The following is a 20,549-nucleotide window of genomic DNA, read 5'->3' as shown; positions in this document are numbered from 1 at the left end:
GTGCTTGTTAAAAAATGTTATTCACGGGAATAGTTTGTAATTTTTTTAATTTACTTTGTACCCTGTCTTGTTAATTGCTTCTTTAATCTCATCCAAAGTGACTTTATTGTTGTCGAACTCAACTGCAACGGATTTGGAAGCTAAATCAACTTCACAAGATGCACCAACATTTTTCACTGATGTTTCCACCTTTTTAGCGCAGCCTCCACAGTGCATACCTTCAACGATTAAATTTGCTTTCATGTTTGTTACCTCCATATTTTGATTTCATTTTTGAATTCACTTTTTATAATTTTACTCTTTGTAGACGAAGCGAATTAAGTACGACGGATACCGAACTAAAAGCCATCGCCGCCCCCGCAAGCCATGGGGCTAGGAAACCAAGAGCCGCAATCGGAATTCCCAAAGAGTTATATGCCAAAGCCCAAAAGAAGTTTTGTCTAATATTGCTCATGGTTTTACGACTCATATAGATCGCATCCGGAATGCTGTTTAGATCTCCCCGCATTAAGGTAACATCCGCCGCTTCCATGGCCACGTCGGTACCTGTACCAATAGCCATGCCTATGTCCGCAGTAGCAAGAGCAGGGGCATCATTAATACCGTCTCCGACCATCGCTACTTTTTTGCCTTGAGCTTGAAGCTTCTTGACCTCTTCTGCCTTACCTTCAGGCAAAACCTCTGCTAATACGTGTTCAATACCTACTTCTTTGGCGATGGCATTTGCCGTTCTTTGGTTATCCCCTGTAATCATAACCACTTCAATACCCAGTTGTTTCAATCTTGAGACAGCTGCTTTTGAGGTTTCTTTAATCGTATCGGCAACCGCAACCAGCCCAGTGTAGGCATTATCAATGGCTACCAGCATTGCCGTCTTGCCTCCCGTCTCCAGGTCCTCCATATTGGAAACCGCCTCAGAATAATCGATGTTCCGAGAAGCTAGGAGTTTTCGGGTTCCAACCAACAGTTCACGGCCATCTACAACAGCGCGAATTCCATGTCCGGGTATCGCTTCAAATTGCTCCGTTTCCGGAATTTTGATTCCTCTGGAAACCGCACCGTTTACGATAGCTTCGGCAAGCGGATGCTCCGACTTTTTCTCGGCGGCCGCAACCAAACGCAAGAACTCATCTTCGTTTAATGCGTCTGATATAACATCCGTAAGCTCAGGTTTTCCTTTTGTGACCGTTCCTGTTTTATCCAGAATAATGGCATTAATCTTATGCGTTGATTCTAAATGTTCACCCCCTTTGAATAATATCCCCGCCTCTGCAGCGCGTCCGGAGCCGGCCATAATCGAGGTTGGCGTAGCCAACCCGAGGGCGCAAGGGCAGGCGATTACAAGAACGGCAATCAATTTTTCCAGCGCCTCCGCAAAGTTGCCTGGAGCTACAAAGAAATACCATATTAGAAACGTTACTACAGCAATGGCTACGACGATTGGCACAAACACGCCAGAAATACGGTCGGCCACTCTTTGAATAGGCGCCTTCGAGCCTTGGGCTTCTTCAACCACCTTTATAATTTGAGCCAGGGCAGTTTCTTTGCCCACCTTGGTAGCTTTAATCTTCAAAGAACCGTTTTTATTGATTGTGGCTCCAATGACACCTTCACCGGGATTTTTCTCAACCGGAATGCTTTCACCCGTGATCATGGACTCGTCAATCGACGAAGTGCCTTCAACAACGACTCCATCAACCGGGATCTTCTCTCCCGGTTTAACCATGATCAAGTCGCCTACGATGACCTGCTCCACCGGCAGAGATACTTCTTGACCATCACGTATAACCAAAGCCGTCTTGGCCTGTAATCCCATTAAAGTTTTAATCGCTTCAGAAGTACGCCCCTTGGCAAGCATTTCAAACAATTTACCCAGGATGACCAATGTGATGAGGACGGAACTTGTTTCAAAATAAAGCTCAGCCGTTCCATGATGCCCCCCCATAAACTGCCATTCAAAAGTCTTATATACGCTATAGAAGTAAGCCGCTGATGTGCCAAGGGCAATTAGAACATCCATGTTAGCACTTTTATTTCTAAGTGCTTTATACGCTCCCGTATAAAACTCTTTCCCGATCCAAAATTGCACCGGAGCGGCTAATACCAGTTGAACCCAAGGGTTTAACAGAAACCCTGGAATCCACATAGAGGAAGTCCATTGGAAATGCGCGATCATTGCCCATAGCAAAGGCAAGGAAAGTGCTGCGGAGATAATTAGTTTCACTTTTTGTTTCCGGATCGCCTTGGCCCTATGGTCCTCTTGCTTTGATTCGCTTTTCGGCGTGGCCTGATAACCTAGCTTCTGTACCCGTTGGATCATATCCTCCACTGTAACCTCGGATGGAGTGTATTCCACGTGAGCCGATTCCATGGCCAAATTTACGTTAGCCTTAGTTACTCCCGGTAGCTTATTAAGCCCCTTTTCGATTCGTGTAGCACATGCAGCGCATGTCATTCCCCCGATTTGGAAATCAGCCGCAGACTTTACAGTGCCATATCCAAGATCAGAAATTTTCTTTTCAAAAGCCTCAACGTCGGTTTTATCCGAATCAAAGTGAATCGTTGCTTTCTCTAATGCTAAATTGACATTAGCCGATTCTACTCCGTTCACTTTGTTTAATCCTTTTTCAATCCTTGTAGCACAAGCAGCACATGTCATACCAGAGATCTGCAACGAAACCTGTTTGCTTGCCATGTCCGATCCACCTCGTTTTTTTCAAGTAATTGCTTAATCAAAATATACCCTACTGGGGTATCCTATGTCAATGCATTATTTTTATTTTGTTGGTGTTCCTTTTATCGACATTCCTTAGTATTGCCCACTTTTGAAAAGGAGAAGTATAATGGGAGAAGTTTGTATTACCATCGGAGGGCGTTATGAACGAATTGATTACAAAATTAGCTAATGAATATAAGCTAGATAAAGAATCCGTTTACCAAATATGGTTTCTGAATAATGAGGAAAGATTAAAAGCATTTCGCACGATTAGAAATGGGTTATTCGAAGTGATTAACGCCATAGAAAATAGAACTTTCGGAAATGATTTTAAAGGCTCGCTTTTAGAAACAGTTATTACAGCAATTTCTGAGCAAAAACAAATATTTACTGGAGCAGCCCATGCTTTTTATTGGAAACCTAAACTTCGTATACCCGACATTTATGAAAATGAAAATAATCAGTTAGCATTCGGGCGTTTTTTGAAAGCTTGCATTTCAGCCACCAATGAAAGACAAATTCTTCAGGAGATTGTGAAACTTGATCAACTTCAAATTAAAGGACTTGGTCCTGCTGTAGCTAATATCCTTTATTTCTTGCACCCCGCTCTCTTCCCTCCATTTAATACTGCATAGCTTCTCGGAATTCACATTCCGTTGATAACTCTGGCTTCTCGGCCAGGGTCTTTTATTGTTTCACCCCCAAAATGGAGGTGGGAACAAATTTTCTCTTGACAAATTAAAATCGCCTAAATAATCGCCGAGAAGGCATTTTCATATGCCTATCTCTAATGATTTGGGTGATGATTTTGAAATTTACTACTCGCACTCACTCCGATTATCTCTTGTTCGTCCGAGACCATTTGAAGGCCGCGTATCGAACACCGGAGGAACTGCAACTGCTTCAGCAATTCTTCAGTGAGCTTATCTTCTGGGTCGGAGCGCTTGACCTATCCAAGACCACTTCAATGATGAGCTCTAGCTATTCTTCAAAGACCAAGGGGCGTAAGCCCCGCGATCCAGCCGATATGCTGCGATCTCACTTACTCATGACCAAGCTTGGTATGGGCGTGGATGACTGGGTACGTTCGCTTCGCACCATTCCCATCTACGCCATCCTCAGCGGTTTCTCGCCTTCGGACGTTCCGGGAGTAGGTACCTTCTACGATTTCATGCGCCGTCTCTGGTCCGCTTCATCTCCTCACAAGACAGGTCGGATCAAACGCCGATTGCGCAAGCCGATTAAAAAGGGCAAGAAGAATGAGAAGCAGCAACCCAAAAATCCCATGATCACCGAGAATCTCGTGAAGCGAGTCCTGCGCAGCAGCACCATTCATTACAGCGCTAAGCCGCATGACACCTTACAGTGGTTGTTCAAAACCCTGTTTGTCCTGCCCTCAGCCGAACGCGGACTGCTTGGCGACACGTCCTCCTTTCGGGTCATCGGCGATGGTACGCCGGTCGAGACCGGTGCTCGCTCCTTTGGAAAATTCCTGTGCGATTGCCGGAAGTCCGGAAATTGGAAATGCACCTGCAAACGCCAATTCTCCGACCCCGATGCGACGTGGGGCTGGGATAGCTACCGTGAAAAGTATTACTTCGGTCGCACCCTGTACATGTTTACTGCAGCTGACAGCCCATATGATCTGCCTGTCTATCCTCGCTTGTTCAAGGCGAGCCAACATGATGCAGTGTCTTGGATTTGCGGATACCAGGAGTTCCGCTACTGGTATCCGCAATGGAAATTGGGAGAAGCGATTCTGGATTCCGCCCACGACGCGCTTCCCATCTATACCATGCTGGAGCATGATGATGTTTCTGCCATCATCGACCTGAACAACAGGCGCTCCGGCAAATTGGTATACAACGATATGGAGATCAATTCCGATGGTGTTCCGGTCTGTCCCATTGGACGCGAAATGATCTGTTGGGGCAAGTGTCCGGGACGCCAACGGGTCAAGTGGCGCTGCCCCGCCAAGGTCGGCAAGTGGTCTTGTCCTCATCCGTGCTCGCCATCTGATTACGGCAGAACGTTCTACACCTCGACAGCGGACAACCCCCGCTTGTTCCCTCGCATCCGCCGCGACAGCAAAGACTGGAGCAAGCGATACGCCTTACGCACAGGCGGAGAACGGTGCATCAAGAGACAAAAGATCGATTATGACTTGGAAGCTTCTCGCGGTCGTAGCTCACGTCATTGGAGCATCCGCGTCTATCTGATCGCCATGTGCCAACATGCGGACGCCTGGTTGAAAGAAGCACAGAAGCATGGGCAACTTCCAACCATTCATGAATGGCTTGGGGCCGCACAGGCGGCGTAAAGATGAACTCTACATATTTTTTGAAACTTACCCGTCTAGGGTTGTTTGTCTTGCGTATTTTTGAAAACTGCTTTCATTCACACGCATTATGCATTGTTTCCGTACTTTCACCCCTCAGTAGGACTCAGATCGATGCCTTTATTCCGAGCTCCTATTACTGCCATTGTTAATGGGTTTAACACTCTTTTTGACATGAAAATAAAGTTAGGATCCTGGAGTGCTTATTTGCAAATGAGGGAGACTATTATCTCAATAAATGAGAAATACCGAATACATTTTTCTAAGGATTTGGGAGCTATTAGTGGTCTTTTGTTTGAAATTGGCTCTGGTCGTTACATTTTTGAGCAGGATGCCGTAAAATTTGTTGCATCTTTGGAGAATGCCCAAAACGATAATTGGACTAAAAGACACCAAGAAGTAGTTCAGAACATCCTAGAAGAAAATGAACATTCTGAAATGCAAGCACATTTAGCTAAAGTTGGTTCGGCATTGGGTTATAAAGTTTGGATTGCTCAAAATGATCATAAAAGGGAGTGGAATGGTATAAAGCTTGGTGAATTTTCGATCCCTATATTGGATCTGCCCGCTATGCCAAAACAAACGGCACAAACGATCTCCCTTATCGATGTTTTATGGATAAATGAAAGAAATCAAATAGTAAGTGCGTTTGAAGTGGAGAAAAGTACATCAATTTATTCCGGAATTCTTAGACTACATGACCTCTCCATATCTATAACAAGTCATGAAAGCCGCCTATATCTTGTTGCCCCTGAAAAAAGGGAAAAGGAAATAAAGGCCCAACTATTAAGACCATCTTTCCAACAAGGCGTGCATTTCCCGATTTCTTATATCTTTTTTTCTGAACTACGTCAGAATTGTGATGCAATGTGCATGTTCGGTTCAGATTTGAGTGTATTGGGAAAAATCGCCAAGACTGTGTAAAGTTGTTATACCGACTTTACTGTAGGCTGGAATATGAACAAAAGGATATATATGGCTGCTCCTATCCATATGGTGACTGTAAACCCAAAGGTTAGTGATACCGCTGCGGCAAGTAATGAGCCGACTACGGTCATGACTCCATTAATTCCCCAACTCATAGCAACTTGTTCATGTTGCAAATGAGCAAGTCCATGGGGAAAAGGCATCCCCATAAAGAAACCTAGCGGGAAAAGCAGTACGACAATTATGAACATGCGGTAAGTTTCCGGGATTTCCAAAGAATGATCGAATAAACCAACCAGCGTGTTTGCCAATAAAGCTAAAAATCCAATGATTAATAATGGGGAATACCGTCTATAAATGGTTTTCCCTCGCTTTGAGCAATAACTTCCTATTCCGCCGGCTACCAAAAGAACTCCTAGAACAGTGACAAAGGATCGAGTTGGATGGCCTAATGGCAAGCTTAGTTTTTGGATAAATGTAACTTCAAGTAACATAAACCCAATAGCAATACCGGAAAAATAAATGGCTTGTCCCGAAGATAATACCCGTCTACGCAGTAAAAACGCTGCCACTAATGTGGCAATCATAATCGCAACGACAAGTCCCATAGGGAAGTGATTAGTTTTATTATAAAAGAAGGGCCTGTTGTCCCGATTAGAATTCACGTTGACATGTTGTGTGTTAAATAATGCTTGTAGTGTCCCGTATTGATCGTTTACATAAGGGATATGAATCGGAATTTGTTGAATATGTAAAGTTGAATCCAATAGCGACTGACCCATTTCTCTATCCATAGGCTGTTTCTGGAGTATAAGTAACGGCCGATTTATGACAGGCCCTTTCATGCCAACAAGAACATGGCCTAAATGCTGGTAAGTTCCCACCACAGCAATATAGTTTTTAAAAGATTTTTCATACATACCCTGCCCCTGATAATATTTCTTCGCAGCATACATCATTTTATTCAATTCCGTGTCATCATGAAGCAAGAAGGCAAGTCTGCCATCGCTATTCAGTCTATTCATATAATCCTTTAATGCTTCCTGCGTATAGATGAAGTTTTCAGTTAAAGCCAGACCAAGCCCATTTTCGGATTGCTTTTTAACCAGAGATAAATAAATGAGGTCATATTTTTTGGTGGTTTCTTTTATGTAGCTTCGCCCATCAGAAATAATCTCCTTAACGCCGTTTTGACGAAAAATATCACCTGAAAGCCCTGCTAGAGCATGAACCGCATCAAAACTCCCCTTATTAATATCGACTGCATCGATTTCTTGAAAGCCGGACATTTGAGCAGTCAATACTTCCTGACCTCCTCCTGCCCCGATAATCAATACACTTCTCTTAGGACCATGCTGAAATGCAAGTGCACCGGTTGTAGTTAGTAAGTAGTCCACTTCTTTGAGTTCTTTGGAATACTTAGAAATTGGTGACAACGCACTTCCATCAATCGTCATATAAAGCAGTTCATCTTTAGTGTCGTAAACATCCGTTCTGGAAAACGCATCCCAATGTGTATAAACAATTTCTGCATCCGGTCTCTTTGAAAAAACGGTAAATGGACTGGTTCGATATGCTTTAAATTCGATGAGGTCCAAAAGGGGATACACCAAATTAAGGCCGAGCCCCATCAAAACGATAGTGTAAATGAGCTTTGACCATCTTCCTGTTTTACGATAGCTTACAACTAAATAAACAAGAATCAATACAAATGTTATTAGAACTATAGTTTGAATAGGGTTAATTGCATTCATCAAGAATATGGCTCCCGCAGATCCTATTCCTGCAGCAACTAAATCAACAAAATATAAAATATGGACCTGATTCTTGCTGGATTGCATAGTGCCAGCCAGAATAAGCCCACCTAAAATAAAAGGCAGTATGGCGCATAATGCATAAAAAACAATGCCCTGATATGGTAATGCATACATGGCCAAAACCACGAGTATCATTGAAACTGAAAATATCCCCAAAATCGAAGTGTTCATTTCAAGAAATCGTTCATTCCATTTATAAGCCAGGTAACCACCAACGCCTATCCCTAATGTAGCTAAAGAAATAATTAAAAAAACATAATTATAATCCAAAATGACAGAAAAGAATCGGGAAAGAAATATCTCGAAGATAATCATTGCTAAGGAAGAGAAAAAAACTACCGTCATATCTTGGACAATTGTTCGTGGTTGTAATCGATACATCGATCAATACTCCTCGTGAAATAGATACGATTACAGTGTGATCAATTGCCATTATTTTATTCAGTTAGATTTATTCTTCAACCAACTCATCACTTCATTAATTTGTTCACTGTCACCATAAGTTCCTTCACTACATTAGTATCTCCCTCCTGGATCCGCTCAATAACACAACTCTTCATATGATGCTCTAATAACAATTTTGCAACACCGTTTAGAGCAGATTGTACCGAAGCAATTTGGTTTAGTACATCATCACAATAGGTATCCCGATCAATCATTCCTTTTATTCCTCTAATCTGACCTTCGATCCGATTCAAACGGTTGGTTAAATCGTTTTTTGTACCCTCTGAATGATGACTTTTTCGATCTGTATTTGAGCAACAATCTTTATTGTCATTCTCCGTTGCTTGATTCATAATATTTGTCGCCGAATTCATATTGCCCACCTCCACATTATTATAAATAATATACTCCCTCCCCCTATTTATTGCAATTATATAAGTGAAGCGCATATTCTAACGGAACAAGCCATATTCATGAAGTATAATATAGACCTAGGGGGTATAAGCATTGATCTTCTTCCCAATAATTGCATTGTTTTTTCTTCTAACGGCATGGGTTTATTTGTTTATCATTTCTTTTCGTACACGGTTAAGTAGTATGACCGGCATGATGACAGCGATGGCAGTGGGAATGTCTGTTGGTTTAGGAATGGGCAGTCTTCTGGCAGTAATAATTTCAGACGACTTCTTCATAACAACTTTGTTTAGTATGTTAGCAGGTGGCCTTACCGGTACGCTTATTGGATGGCCAAAAGGTCTTATGGCGGTAATAGACGGATTACTATCCGGAGTCATGGGCGGAATGATGGGAACAATGCTTTTGGTTATGATCCCTCCATCTTCAACCCATACCATGTTGAATATTATTTCTTTGTTTACGATCGCAATCCTGTTCCTGGTCTTTATTTTGTTACAAGGTGAAATCGCCCCCGAAGATCTTTACAAGAAATCGTTCCTTCTATCCAATCCCGCTTGGATGTTTACGACGATTTGTTTTTTTCTGGCTGTAGATTTTTTTATCATGTAAATTCAATAACATTCCAGACGAATAAAACCCTAAAGCCCGACAGAAACGGGTTTTAGGGTTTGATGATTATGCGGCCATTTTACGGCATGCTTCGGCACATCTAAAACATGCTTCGGCACATTGTTGGCAATGTTCTGGACCATGCTTTTTGCATTCGTTTCCGCATGCTTCACAAACATCCGCACAGATCTTACAGATCTGTTTCGCATAAGAACTGTTCATGGACATCGCTTGCGCAGAGAAGGCGCAAATATCAGCACACTCCCGATCCAATCGTATACATTCTTTCATCATCCCGATATTGTCTTCTTCTAAACAGGATGTGTAACAATGGTTACATGCCACCATGCAGCGCAGACACTCATCGATGCAATGTTGAAACTGTTCGTGAGACATTTGTAACTTTTCACCTTCCATTCCAATTAGTTGAAATACATGAGGTATTATGCTCCAGTGTAGTTTTTTTATTCAGAAATTCGATGATTAGAAATTGTTCAGGATATCACATCATTTCTACAAAGAAAACACATATTTTTCAGATAGTCAGTGTCAAGCTAGCGTGGGCAGTCATTTAAGATGCCTGGAACGCGAACCCCGAAGGAACCTCTTCCTTGTAAGCGCTTTGCTTCGTTCTTTCATCAAACACAAGTGATTTGTCAGAATTTTTTGCCGTTATCCGCGAAGTGCTTTGAGTGCCATACCCGTTGTGCTGCTTTGCTTCGGTCCTTGCAGCATGCGAATCATTCCAGCGATACAACCCTTGACCGGTTGCGTCACGTTCTTGAGCAATTGCCGCATGTTTATCGACTGCTGCGGCGTTGCCTGCTTACTCGCTTGTCCTTCAACCGTTCTTACCACCGTGCCCGCTTCTTGAATCCTCATCATCGTCCTCAGCATCGCCCTGACGCCTCGCTCACTCCAACTGTACCCGCCACGCTTCGTCCGCTTGGCGAATATACGCATCTGCGATTCCGCGCTTCCCATCGGGCGCATACCGCTTGTGTCGATCCCCTTCGCCTGGAGTGTTTTTCGGTAGTCGTCCAAATGCTTCTCATGCCGCTTTAGAAATCTTTTATACGGCTTCCAATCCTTCCGGTTCTCTTCCGCTATCTCTTGCTCCGACACGCCTTCCAGGACCGCCATAAGCGCGGCTGCATCCTGTTTGGCCAAAGACCGTCTCACGGTCTCCCACACCTGCGGCAAATGACCAACAAAGCGTTTCAAATCACGCGCCACATGAAAGCGGTCCAGCATGTACAGACATTGGTGAAAGTAGGATGTACATTCCCCGATCCACGCCGCGCCGTCTCCGTTCACCACAAGCCACGTGTTCTCGTCGATTTCGTAACGCTCCACCAGAAAGTCCCCGAACCCTTCCCAGAAGTTGCCGCCGCTCGTATGCAGGTAATGCTGTTTGTTCTTCAGCTGTACCCGCTTGCCGTTCTTCTCCCAGCCTTCGTGTACGACTGCAATTGCGTTCTCCATCCCGCGCTTTTTGCTCCGCTGCAGCTTCGTGTACAGCCCATCCACTTCCACGAACAGCACGCGGGCAGCGCGCCGTTTCACCGCTGGCATCGGCTGTTGCGCACGCTCCATCAGTTTTTCCCTGATCGCTTGGTGGCTCAGCACATTGTAGCCCAAAAGCTGCTCCAGCCGCTTTGCGCTGTCCCGGTACGACGGTCCTTGGCTTGCGAATGCGATTGCTGTCTCTTCCAAATGCGGACTGACTTTCCCGCGCCCTTCGAATTGCAACAGCTGATCCAGCAGATACACGTGTTTGCCGCTTCTACGGTCACAGTACAATCTCCGCTTAAAGCGCACATTCCCGAACACTGTGTTGACGCTTGTTTCACGCTCGTCCTTTACTCGATAACGCTCTCGGTCCCGTTGCTCCAGGATCTGCTGATCCAGCGCCTCCAGTACCTGCTTCATCGCACGAGCGAATTCCTCCTGCATTTTCCGGAAAATCCATTGCTCAATCTCTTTCATCGTCGGCATTATTGTGGTAAAGTGGCTCACAGGAGCTTCCTCCTTCTTGGTGTTTTGTGCGTCAAACATCACTTTACCAAGGGAGAAGCTCTTTTTCTATATCCGCTTTTTCCAATTCCTACACCCACAGAGATTTTACACTATCTTTCAGATACAATTTAAAGAGATATTATTTTGGGGATGACCAACAGATGAACCATAAGCTGATGAACCATAAGCTTAAAAAGGGTGATTTAATCTTAATTGTTTGCATTATACTACTGGCCACATTTATATTGGGAGCCAGATGGCTTACAAATGATGCCGTAACGAACATGAACGAGGATTATTACGCGACGATTAGAGTGGATAATAAGATCTTCAAGACGGTGAAGCTTACTGATGAACCCCAAATTATCGAAGTGAAAACAGAAAGAGGTTATGATATCCTGAAGATCCATGACAAAGGCATTGAAGTCATCGAATCCGATTGTCCGCAGAAGATTTGCTTCACTTTCGGACTGATTTCCAAACCCAAAGAAGCCATCATTTGTTTGCCATTACGAATGTTTATAGAGGTCGATGGATCAGAAAAAAATAATGCCGAAAACGAGATCGATGCTTATGTAGGGCTTGCTGAACAAGATCAATTTAAGCTGCTCGCAACGCATGAGCCTAGACCGTGATTTTCTTTGCAGTTTTCATGCAAAAAATCGGACGGAACGCAATGAATCTGAAAAAAGAGAAAAAAAGAACCCGCAGTCGCCGTTCCAGGTTCATAACCAGAAACTGGATAGCGATGACAGTTAAACTTGTATGAGCACCGCGGGCGCAAATTCGGCCCAAACCCAACTTGCGTTTGCCTTCGCCGAACTTTCCTTCGATCGCATTGCGCTGTGCAGCGTCTTGCTTCTCTTGCTTTCGATCATCGGCGTCACGTTGTTCTTTGGATGGCCTGCCAAGCTTCGGTCCGCTAAGACGAATCCCACGTTCCTTGCAGTAGTTCAGGTTATCGCGATTGCGGTAGATCTTGTCGGCCAGAATGACGGCGGGAAAATATCCGAACCGCTGTTTGTACGCTTCCACCGAATCCTGCAGCGTGGTCGCCTCGTTGAAGCTGTCCCACCCAGCCGTTTCGATCCAGGCGTAGCCATCAACCAGACTGGCGGCGATTTTAGCGCCGAATTCCACGTTAGCGCCGGCTTTGCCGCGGACGATCGGACGAACATGCGGCTGTTCGATGCTCACAATGCGATCCGGTACGGTATGCGTCTTGTTCTCCATCATGTCACGCTGCTGCCGGTATAGCTCCGAGATCACGAGAAGCAAGCGATATTGTCTTTTGCACAGTACCGCAAGCGGCGTGTGCTTTATGAGTTCTTCAATGATTCGCAAATCTCTGCCCACATAGCCGAGTTGCTTCTTAACGGCTTTTCGAATCACTTTGCCTGACGCTTTGCGTTGTTTGGAGACGCCCAGGAACGCTTTTCGGGCTTGCTTGCGGTAGGTTCGCGGTTTTTCCATCTGTCCGATATGGGGATGGTGCAACACATCGATGATATCTTCGAGGATTTCTCGGGCATGATTCAAGAGCCCCAGATCCGTTGGATATTTGATGTCCGCAGGTGCGCATGTAGCGTCCAGCATGAGGGTTCCCTTATTCATGGCGTTTGCTGTCGGCTCGCACGCGGGCGGCAAATCATGGAACCGTTTTGTCGCGTTGCGGTGATTCTTAGCCGGGGCATGAACTTCCTCGGGAATGGTGAGAGCTTTCTCTGACTCCATCATGGTCAACTGAGAACCGCCGGTGTCGTCGTCATCGTTGTCTCGTCTCGATGGTTTCTTGGATTTAGATGTTGCAGCTTCTTCTTGTTCCGCTTTCAATGCCGCTTGTGCAATCCAATCATTGACCTCCGCAAGGATCTCGATGCTGAGTCGTTCCCGAAAATGCGTCATAAGCGAATGATGAAACGGCTCTGCGTCCACGTACTCCTTGTAGCCGAGAAAAAACTGCAAATACGGATTTTCCTGGATCTGCAGCGTGGTCTCCCGATCACTTAAACCAAGGCGCTCCTTGATGATGAGGGCACCGAGTGCAATGCGAACCGAATATGCTTTTTGACCGATGCCGATCGATGAGAAGGATTGGAAGTATTTCTCTTCCACTTTATCCCAAGGGATGAGTGCGGCAAGCTGTACCCAGCGATTCCCAGGATTAAGCTTCCCGCCAAAGGGTAAGTAGAAATTTTCCAACAGATCTGCCATATCCCGATTCGGCACGAACACGTTCGCTCACTCCATCTGCAAGGTTTTTTGCCAATTTTCTATGTTTTCCTTGCAGATAAATTCGACAAAAGTAGCTCAAATCCCTTGTGGAATAAGGATTTTTTGTTCGTTCAGCAAGCCCTATGTAAAATAAGCTGATCTATAAACGGGGAGTGCTAGATATTGAGAAAAAAGACGGTTTGGGCAGTAGGATCGTTATTCATCATTATTGTTGTTTTAGGAGTTGGCAGCATTTTTACGAATAGATCTTCTAATAATTCAAATTCCTTTTCCTTTGATGAAAAAACTTATGATTGGCAAAATAACGGTAAAGAAAAACGGTACATTACTCAATTACTCGAGGGTAATGTGGATACTTTATTGAAGGGCACCGTTAAAACAGATACGGATTGCGAAGCAGACGAAACTGGAATTAGCAGATGCCATAATCAAATCGAATTGGAGAATAAAAAAACAGTAACGGTTGTTAACATCCATAATATGCAAAACTTCGCCTGTTTCTCCCCTGGTGATGAGGTTGAAATTCAACCATTAACCGTGGGATGGGTGACAACCTTAAAAACAAAAGGTGCCAGCGTTCATGATTCGACATATTAAAATGATTAAAAAGATGAGCTCTTCTGTTAAGATAGCTCATCTTTTATTTTGACATTTGGGAAAGTGTAATGTAAACTGGGTGCCTTGATTGATTTTACTCTCGACATGAATACTGCCGCCGTGCGCTTCTACGATGGCCTTTACGATAGCCAAACCGATTCCGGCACCGCCTGTTTTGCGATTCCGCGATTTATCTCCACGATAGAAACGCTCGAAAATATGTGGCAGCTCATCGGACGCTATGCCCGAACCCGTATCCGAAACGGTTACGTTCACTTGATCTGCAGCTTCAAAAATTCTAACATAAATTGAACCTTCGCCAGTAAATTTATAAGCGTTATTCAACAGGTTCACAAAAACTTGAATCAGTCGTCCAGCATCGCCGGTGATAACAACAGGAGTTTCTTCCTGAATGATGAGATCGATCGGTTTCTCGCTGAACTGAGCTTTTACCGTTTTTTCGGATTCTCTGATTACCTCAAGCAGTCTAACCGGTTCTTGTTTTAGCTTGAGCATCGGATTTTCGACCGCTGACAAGTTCTCCAAATCATGAATAAGCTTTACTAACCGGATAACTTGCCCATGACAAACCTCCAATTTATCGGGCGTTGCTTCCCATACACCATCTTGAAAAGCTTCAATATGGCTTTGGATCGTGGCCAGCGGTGTGCGTAATTCATGGGCGATATCGGCCGTTAAATTTTTGCGCAACTGATCTTGTTGCTCCAGTGCATCCGCTAGATGGTTTAAAGCGAGTCCCACCTCCTCGATTTCCGTTTGACGATGCGCCAGTACAACACGGGAAGACAAGTTCCCTTCCTTCATTTGAGTAGCTATTTGTTTAATGCGTAATAAAGGCCTGCTTAGGCTATTTGACATAATTACGCTAAATATCGTTACACCGGCAATGGCTAAAATAAACGCCACCCAAAGTAACGTGTTAAACAGGTTCAAAAACTGTCGGTTTTGTATTTCAAAATTGCTTGCAAGTCCCTCAATTTCGATCCTGCCAATCTTCACATGATTCTTTGTAATCTCTCGCGTTATTACTTTCGTATTTATAGTACCTTTTTCAGTCAGTGTAGAGGCATGCATCATTCTCCCCATGGATTTCGTATCCCAGATCAAATTGCCTCCGGCGTTATAAATGCTCACGTTATAGTTCCGGAGCATAGCTTGATGGGAGATAGACATTAAAGAATCCTCAGACCATCCCCTTGAACTTTCATCATAGGATCCTTCCAAATCTTCGACAATCGTATCTGCCTCTGCCTGTTGCTGGGTTTGCGTATACCTTCCAAATGAGAAAGACATGACGAGATAAACAATGATCATGATGAGCAGCAGTGAACCGAGGCTTACGCCTAGATGCGAAATTAACAGTCTTTTACGCAGTCCTCCGCTATTCATCAGGGACCTCCTGAAATTTATAACCCACCCCATAGACCGTAATAATAAACGATGGATTTTTAGGATCATCACCGATTTTTTGGCGGATGTTCTTGATATGGACATCGATCGTTCGTTCCATACCTTCAAAATCATCACCTTGGATCAGATTAACCAGTTCGAAACGGCTAAATGCTCTTTTAGGATGTTTGGCTAAAGTTTCAAGTAATTTGAATTCAATGGGGGTAAGCTGGACGATTTCACCCCTGACTGTTACTTCATGCCGTTCCGGATCGATGGATAGGCGGTTCCCGCCGAAAGAAATCTTTTTTTCCTGAGTCGTGTATCCAGCGGACTTGGATCTTCTTAGCAAGCTGATCACTCTGGCCATCAGTTCCCGAGGGCTGAACGGCTTGACAAGATAGTCATCAGCTCCAATTAATAGACCGTGAACAAGGTCATCTTCACCGCTTTTGGCGGTCAACATGAGGATAGGTATATCCGATTTCTTTCGGATCGTTTTGCAGACATCCTCACCCGAAAGATCCGGAAGCATTAAGTCTAAGATGATTAAGTCAGGTTGGAGATTTTCAAAAAGCCGAAGCGCACCCTGCCCTGAATCTGTTTCATAAACCAGGTAATCCTGTTTCTCCAGATAGGCTTTAATGACGTGGAGAAGGCTTGGCTCATCATCGACAATTAAAATTTTTGTCCGTTCCATACAAATCCTTTCATTAAATAAGACAAGACCTCACGTAACTCGCGAGGCCTGTCTAAATTCGTGATTAGAAGTTCATCATATTGCTGCCCATCTGAGTATTGTTCATCATACCTTTAGCACCCGAGCCATTGCCACCATGGCAGTTATTATACATCTCCCGAATTTGTTCCTCGGAGAGATCCGGGTGCATTTGTTTGGCATGCGGCAACATTTGTTCAAAGGTGCTTTGGTTATTTGTTTTACCGCTGTCGTCGGTGCCGTTTTCGGATGTAGCCGCATAGACACCTGCCGTTCCAATTCCCATAACCAAAGCCATCGTTGCGATTCCAATCCATAGTTTTTTCATTAGTATCTCCTCCCACTATAAATTAATGTTTTCTTTCATTTGCTTACGATTTCTTAGATTTTCAACTTCGACGTTTTCGAGAGATGGAGATATTATGTTTATATGACATATTTTTCTGGTGGAGCCGATGGCAGGAATAGAGTTTGGAACCCATTTTCCAATCTATGGATAACATCGGTATGTTCGCACCTTGGATATCCACACCATTCCCTTGACGGCTTACCCTCCCATGTCACACTGGGTCATAGCCCTCACATTCCTTCGTCCTGCCTCTCAAGGGGTGGACGCCGCTTCTTGCTCCTTTACTGGGTCGTTGCCCTTATGGAATAATTCCTTGCGGCTGCTCCGTGCTTCTGTTGTCGTTGTTTATAACCTATTCGTCGTATGCAAACGCTGAAAGTTTGAATCTCGTTTTACGCTGCCATCCGAAGCTGAGACTGGCGTACCGGCCCCAGAACATCCATAGGGTTGTAGCACATTTGTTTTGTCCCCAATGTGAATAAGACTCGAATGAGTTTTCCACACAGGGCTACAATGGACTGTTTCTTCTTTAACGGATTGTTTGTGCGTGTCGTGTAATATTGATGTAATGCCTTAAACTCCGCGTTTTTTGCCACCATCGGCATGACAGCCCGGAACAGCAACGCCCGTAGCCGGGATCGTCCACGTTTGGTGATCGTGGACTTGCCCTTCTTCTTGCCGGAGCTGTTTTCCTTCAGATTGAATCCGGCAAGTCGTATGATCTGTTGGCCATGATCGTAGCCTCGCAGATCCCCGACTTCCGCCAGGAAACCAGCCAGTGTCACCACTCCGACTCCAGGTACCGTCAACATCTCTTCAGAACCGGGAACCCGATCCAGTAGTTGTTCCACCTGTTGCATGATGTCTTCTAGCTGACGAGCAAATAAGTCGTACTGCTCCAGTAAAGCCTTCAATTCGATTTTGGCTGCAGTGAGACCCTCGGTAAGTCCGATCGAAGACTTGGCGGCTTGAACCAGTTTCTCCGCTCGCTTCATGCCTACAGCTCGTTTCACATCCTGCTTCCAACGCTTCAGAATCGTATAGGCGCCTTGAGATACGACGTCTTGCGGTGTTGGAAAATCTGTCAGTGTGATGAGCGATGCTTTCCCTTCCCAGTCTTTGAACACCTGTTGGTATTCCGGGAAGAAACGGTCCAGCCAGTTTTGAATCCGCCTTTGGACTTGCCCAAAGTTCCCCATCACTTTTTCCCTCAGGTTCATCAAGATGCGTAAATCCGCATAGACGCTCTTCGGGAATTTCGGTTCGGTGTACTTCCCATTGCGGATCAGATCTGCGATCACTTTGGCATCTTTATAGTCGTTTTTCGTCGGGGAATTGTCCTCAAGCTCTTTGCTCTTGTTCACATGATGAGGATTGACGATAACCACCTTAATCCCTTCGTGCTGCAGAAATTCCGCTAGCGGGAACCAGTAGTGTCCGGTCGGCTCGATGCCGAAGATCACATCAGTCTTCGCATGTTGCCACTGTAGCTCCTTCATCCACGATACCAGTTTAGTCAGCCCTGAGCGGTTATTGCTAAACACACATTCTTTGCCAAGTTCGATTCCCCGAAAGTCGATCCCGCGTGCTACATGGGTTTCTTTTGCAATGTCTGCTCCAACCACTAGTGTAGCTTCGGTAATTTGTGTAATCCGTTGATTCTGCTTCTTCGATTGCTTATACTTCATAGTGAGCGTCCTCCTCTTAATTAGGGCAGTGAATGGTCCACATTCCAAGACCCAGCATACAGGAGGCGCTTTTTTCGTTCAAACCTCAAATTAATTCATTACAGGAATGGCTCCTTTTGAATATAATATAAACGATAAATATGAAGAACTAATTGAGCGTTTTGCAGTAATCTGAGGCCTTGAGCCGTAAGGATTTTCGGACATAAAAAAGGGACTTCACCCCAACTTGGAGAAGTTTTCAAGTGACTAAACCCAAAAACCTCAAGGATGGAGGAAGTCACTTTGTATATTCTCCAAGAATGTCTGTTTTCCTTCGAAGAACTTTTAAAAATTCAACCCAAGGAGAGATTGCCGATCTTCTTCAGTTCTCTCGATCTGAGACCGTATGCCAAGGAACTGAGAAGCCGTTCACCCCGAGGCGCTGAGGGATACTGCAGACAAGGTATTCTACGAGCACTCTTGGCTGCGCCGCTTGAAGGAATAAGTACCTTTTCAGGGTTGCATAAGCGTTTGGATACGGATCTCCGGTTTCGTTATCAGTGTGGTCTTCCGCTGGATCGAGAAGCTCCTTCCATATCCACATTAAGCCGAGTTTTCTCAGAACTGACGAGAAAGGACTTGGCAAAACGGCTTTTTGAGGATTTGGTCACACGCTGTCAGCAGGAAGGTATCATAGAAGGCAGTAACGTCGCCATAGACAGCGCCGCTCTCCGCGCTTACGAGAAAAAGCAGCCCAAACGCAAAAGCGAGCAAACGGGTAATGCGAACTGGGGCGCAAAAATTGATTCCTTCGGCAATAAAATCACATGGTTTGGTTACAAAATTCATCTGGCGGTCGATACGAAAAGTGAATTGCCGATCGCCTTGGAAGTAACGCCGGCGCATGTCAATGATGGAGAAATGGCGCCGGACCTGATCGAGAAAACAGCGTCCAGGACGAGCACACGATTTTTCATACTCGATGCGGGCTACGACCAAATGAAAGTTTATGAGGCCGCCCGCAACGTCAAGGCACAAGCCATCATTCCCCTTAATCTTCGGGGGGAGAAGGAACCGCCTGCTGGCATGACCTCGAACGGAACACCGTGCTGTTCCATGGGTTATGCGATGACATACTGGGGAGTTGACGGCGATATGCATAAATTTCGCTGCCCGCATGCCACGGGTAAAGTCGACTGTCCGCTTGGCATGGCTGCCTGCTCGTCTTCAAACTATGGAATGGTCGTCAAAGTAAATGCGAAGGATGATCTCCGGCGATACAGCATCCCTCATCGGGATACAAAGCGTTGGAAGGAACTTTACAATGAACGAACCAGCGTAGAACGCTGCAACTCCCGATTGAAAACCTATTTGACGGCAGACGCCGCACATGTCCGGGGCATTCAGAAAGTCACAACTCACCAGTATTTGAATGCCATTGTTCTGCTTGCATCTGCGCTCGCCGTTTCTCATCATTCAAAACGGGCTGCCGCTTAAAAAACGAGCTGTTCTAAAATTCTGCAAGTCTGCCCTTTTCTTCATCCATATAATACCATTTTCGAAAATTACCCCTTAACGACAGTGAATATGCTATCGCTTCTTCTCTGAAACGGAATTATGCAAAACACTCAATTTATACATTGTGAAGAAGTTATAAAGATCAAACCATTGTATTTAGGGTTAGACTTCTGACGATTGTAGAAAACAACTGCTCGTTTTGTTCAATAACGAGTCCCGCTTTTTCCACGTTTTCCATCGTTCTTCGATTGATGTTCGCCCCAGACAACCTCACAGTGATTGGATTAAGCAGATCCATGATTTTTCCCACAACCGGGTTATCGCTACGCATATGCTCCAATAAACGAATTTGTCCTTCCGGCTTACATACACGAGCCATTTCTTTCATCCCTTGTATAGGGTCTGGAACAGAGCAAAACACGCAGGTAGCTATTACATAATCAAAGGTATGGTCCGCAAAATCCATGTGCTCTGTATCCATTTCAATCAAATCTACCTTCATGCCGAGTTCTTCGGCGCGTAGCTTGGCGTAATTCAGCATACTGGGACTAAAATCTATTCCCGTTAATGAAACGGAAGAAGGATAGTAGGGAAGATTAGCTCCCGTACCAATGCCAACCTCCAGAATATTGCCACTTAATCCTGATAATAAGCTGCTTCTCCAAGTTTTCATCATTTTACTGTCCATTTTGTGGAACAGAGGGGCTACGCGATTGTATCGCCTTTTTATTTTTTCGGTTTGGACCTTATTCAATATTTTCACCTCGG

At 44.8% G+C, this 20,549-nt stretch carries 19 protein-coding genes; 7 read left to right on the top strand and 12 right to left on the bottom strand.

What is annotated here, in order from left to right; all coding sequences use genetic code 11:
• Positions 1-45 precede the first annotated feature (45 nt).
• The gene (locus tag ACL02P_RS00320; protein ID WP_412836580.1) at positions 46-243 is read right to left on the bottom strand and encodes a heavy-metal-associated domain-containing protein; all 198 of its coding nucleotides are present in this window, start codon (positions 241-243) and stop codon (positions 46-48) included.
• Between the two features lie 43 nt (positions 244-286).
• Positions 287-2,695, bottom strand: coding sequence for a heavy metal translocating P-type ATPase (locus ACL02P_RS00315; RefSeq protein WP_009224874.1), 2,409 nt, complete (start codon positions 2,693-2,695; stop codon positions 287-289).
• Positions 2,696-2,877: 182 nt separating this feature from the next.
• Here ACL02P_RS00315 and ACL02P_RS00310 point away from each other — a divergent pair, with 182 nt between their 5' ends.
• The 3 genes from ACL02P_RS00310 (at position 2,878) to ACL02P_RS00300 (ending at position 5,978) form a co-directional block, all read left to right on the top strand.
• A complete protein-coding gene (locus tag ACL02P_RS00310; protein ID WP_412836579.1) occupies positions 2,878-3,351 on the top strand; it encodes a hypothetical protein in 474 nt (157 codons plus the stop codon).
• Positions 3,352-3,524: 173 nt separating this feature from the next.
• Complete coding sequence (locus ACL02P_RS00305; RefSeq protein ID WP_412836578.1) at positions 3,525-5,036, top strand: DDE transposase; 1,512 nt, start codon at positions 3,525-3,527, stop codon at positions 5,034-5,036.
• A gap of 132 nt (positions 5,037-5,168) precedes the next feature.
• Complete coding sequence (locus tag ACL02P_RS00300) at positions 5,169-5,978, top strand: hypothetical protein (RefSeq protein WP_412836577.1); 810 nt, start codon at positions 5,169-5,171, stop codon at positions 5,976-5,978.
• Between the two features lie 5 nt (positions 5,979-5,983).
• On the opposite strand, the gene ACL02P_RS00295 is transcribed toward ACL02P_RS00300, so the two are convergent.
• Positions 5,984-8,179: a spermine synthase gene (locus tag ACL02P_RS00295; protein WP_412836576.1), complete on the bottom strand. Its 2,196-nt coding sequence runs from the start codon at positions 8,177-8,179 to the stop codon at positions 5,984-5,986.
• 89 nt (positions 8,180-8,268) lie between these two features.
• The gene (locus ACL02P_RS00290; RefSeq protein ID WP_127575697.1) at positions 8,269-8,595 is read right to left on the bottom strand and encodes a metal-sensitive transcriptional regulator; all 327 of its coding nucleotides are present in this window, start codon (positions 8,593-8,595) and stop codon (positions 8,269-8,271) included.
• 154 nt (positions 8,596-8,749) lie between these two features.
• Here ACL02P_RS00290 and ACL02P_RS00285 point away from each other — a divergent pair, with 154 nt between their 5' ends.
• Entirely contained in the window at positions 8,750-9,268 is a 519-nt protein-coding gene (locus ACL02P_RS00285; RefSeq protein WP_127575655.1) for a hypothetical protein, read from the top strand.
• A gap of 66 nt (positions 9,269-9,334) precedes the next feature.
• Here the strand turns inward: ACL02P_RS00285 and ACL02P_RS00280 are convergent, their stop codons facing one another.
• Entirely contained in the window at positions 9,335-9,664 is a 330-nt protein-coding gene (locus ACL02P_RS00280; RefSeq protein WP_127575656.1) for a four-helix bundle copper-binding protein, read from the bottom strand.
• A gap of 276 nt (positions 9,665-9,940) precedes the next feature.
• Positions 9,941-11,287, bottom strand: a complete 1,347-nt coding sequence (locus ACL02P_RS00275; protein ID WP_412836575.1) for an ISLre2-like element ISTco1 family transposase — start codon at positions 11,285-11,287, stop codon at positions 9,941-9,943.
• Between the two features lie 161 nt (positions 11,288-11,448).
• Between ACL02P_RS00275 and ACL02P_RS00270 the strand changes: the two genes are divergently transcribed.
• On the top strand, positions 11,449-11,922 hold the full coding sequence (locus tag ACL02P_RS00270) for a NusG domain II-containing protein (RefSeq protein WP_412836574.1): 474 nt from the start codon (positions 11,449-11,451) through the stop codon (positions 11,920-11,922).
• Here ACL02P_RS00270 and ACL02P_RS00265 read toward each other — a convergent pair.
• Positions 11,912-13,501 carry an IS5 family transposase gene (locus tag ACL02P_RS00265; protein WP_051425225.1) on the bottom strand — a complete coding sequence of 530 codons (1,590 nt, stop codon included), beginning with the start codon at positions 13,499-13,501 and terminating at the stop codon, positions 11,912-11,914. The genes ACL02P_RS00270 and ACL02P_RS00265 overlap by 11 nt on opposite strands.
• Before the next feature lie 183 nt (positions 13,502-13,684).
• Here ACL02P_RS00265 and ACL02P_RS00260 point away from each other — a divergent pair, with 183 nt between their 5' ends.
• Positions 13,685-14,119, top strand: coding sequence for a hypothetical protein (locus ACL02P_RS00260; protein WP_412836573.1), 435 nt, complete (start codon positions 13,685-13,687; stop codon positions 14,117-14,119).
• 36 nt (positions 14,120-14,155) lie between these two features.
• Here the strand turns inward: ACL02P_RS00260 and ACL02P_RS00255 are convergent, their stop codons facing one another.
• The 4 genes from ACL02P_RS00255 to ACL02P_RS00240 all read right to left on the bottom strand — a co-directional run bounded on the left by ACL02P_RS00255 (position 14,156) and on the right by ACL02P_RS00240 (position 18,284).
• Positions 14,156-15,529, bottom strand: coding sequence for a sensor histidine kinase (locus ACL02P_RS00255; protein WP_412836572.1), 1,374 nt, complete (start codon positions 15,527-15,529; stop codon positions 14,156-14,158).
• Entirely contained in the window at positions 15,522-16,229 is a 708-nt protein-coding gene (locus ACL02P_RS00250; RefSeq protein ID WP_009224866.1) for a response regulator transcription factor, read from the bottom strand. The genes ACL02P_RS00255 and ACL02P_RS00250 overlap by 8 nt, the downstream gene beginning before the upstream one ends.
• Before the next feature lie 64 nt (positions 16,230-16,293).
• Positions 16,294-16,575 carry an FAD/FMN-containing dehydrogenase gene (locus ACL02P_RS00245; protein WP_412836571.1) on the bottom strand — a complete coding sequence of 94 codons (282 nt, stop codon included), beginning with the start codon at positions 16,573-16,575 and terminating at the stop codon, positions 16,294-16,296.
• 413 nt (positions 16,576-16,988) lie between these two features.
• Positions 16,989-18,284 (bottom strand): IS110 family transposase, encoded by a 1,296-nt coding sequence (locus ACL02P_RS00240; RefSeq protein WP_387803091.1) that lies wholly within the window; start codon positions 18,282-18,284, stop codon positions 16,989-16,991.
• A gap of 282 nt (positions 18,285-18,566) precedes the next feature.
• Here ACL02P_RS00240 and ACL02P_RS00235 point away from each other — a divergent pair, with 282 nt between their 5' ends.
• Positions 18,567-19,760, top strand: coding sequence for a transposase (locus ACL02P_RS00235; protein WP_412836570.1), 1,194 nt, complete (start codon positions 18,567-18,569; stop codon positions 19,758-19,760).
• Between the two features lie 163 nt (positions 19,761-19,923).
• Here the strand turns inward: ACL02P_RS00235 and ACL02P_RS00230 are convergent, their stop codons facing one another.
• Complete coding sequence (locus ACL02P_RS00230) at positions 19,924-20,544, bottom strand: class I SAM-dependent methyltransferase (RefSeq protein WP_412836569.1); 621 nt, start codon at positions 20,542-20,544, stop codon at positions 19,924-19,926.
• Positions 20,545-20,549 lie beyond the last annotated feature (5 nt).

The organism is Paenibacillus sp. MB22_1 (assembly GCF_047200555.1).
Taxonomy (GTDB): domain Bacteria; phylum Bacillota; class Bacilli; order Paenibacillales; family Paenibacillaceae; genus Fontibacillus; species Fontibacillus phoenicis.
This window is presented reverse-complemented; position numbering and strand designations above follow the sequence as displayed.

What these genes read in the sequence shown, in the direction of transcription:
- ACL02P_RS00320 (WP_412836580.1), bottom strand. Translation starts at nt 243, where the DNA reads ATGAAAGCAAATTTAATCGTTGAAGGTATGCACTGTGGAGGCTGCGCT.
- ACL02P_RS00315 (WP_009224874.1), bottom strand. Translation starts at nt 2,695, where the DNA reads ATGGCAAGCAAACAGGTTTCGTTGCAGATCTCTGGTATGACATGTGCT.
- ACL02P_RS00310 (WP_412836579.1), top strand. Translation starts at nt 2,878, where the DNA reads ATGAACGAATTGATTACAAAATTAGCTAATGAATATAAGCTAGATAAA.
- ACL02P_RS00300 (WP_412836577.1), top strand. Translation starts at nt 5,169, where the DNA reads ATGCCTTTATTCCGAGCTCCTATTACTGCCATTGTTAATGGGTTTAAC.
- ACL02P_RS00295 (WP_412836576.1), bottom strand. Translation starts at nt 8,179, where the DNA reads ATGTATCGATTACAACCACGAACAATTGTCCAAGATATGACGGTAGTT.
- ACL02P_RS00290 (WP_127575697.1), bottom strand. Translation starts at nt 8,595, where the DNA reads ATGAATCAAGCAACGGAGAATGACAATAAAGATTGTTGCTCAAATACA.
- ACL02P_RS00280 (WP_127575656.1), bottom strand. Translation starts at nt 9,664, where the DNA reads ATGTCTCACGAACAGTTTCAACATTGCATCGATGAGTGTCTGCGCTGC.
- ACL02P_RS00270 (WP_412836574.1), top strand. Translation starts at nt 11,449, where the DNA reads ATGAACCATAAGCTGATGAACCATAAGCTTAAAAAGGGTGATTTAATC.
- ACL02P_RS00265 (WP_051425225.1), bottom strand. Translation starts at nt 13,501, where the DNA reads ATGGCAGATCTGTTGGAAAATTTCTACTTACCCTTTGGCGGGAAGCTT.
- ACL02P_RS00255 (WP_412836572.1), bottom strand. Translation starts at nt 15,529, where the DNA reads ATGAATAGCGGAGGACTGCGTAAAAGACTGTTAATTTCGCATCTAGGC.
- ACL02P_RS00250 (WP_009224866.1), bottom strand. Translation starts at nt 16,229, where the DNA reads ATGGAACGGACAAAAATTTTAATTGTCGATGATGAGCCAAGCCTTCTC.
- ACL02P_RS00245 (WP_412836571.1), bottom strand. Translation starts at nt 16,575, where the DNA reads ATGAAAAAACTATGGATTGGAATCGCAACGATGGCTTTGGTTATGGGA.
- ACL02P_RS00240 (WP_387803091.1), bottom strand. Translation starts at nt 18,284, where the DNA reads ATGAAGTATAAGCAATCGAAGAAGCAGAATCAACGGATTACACAAATT.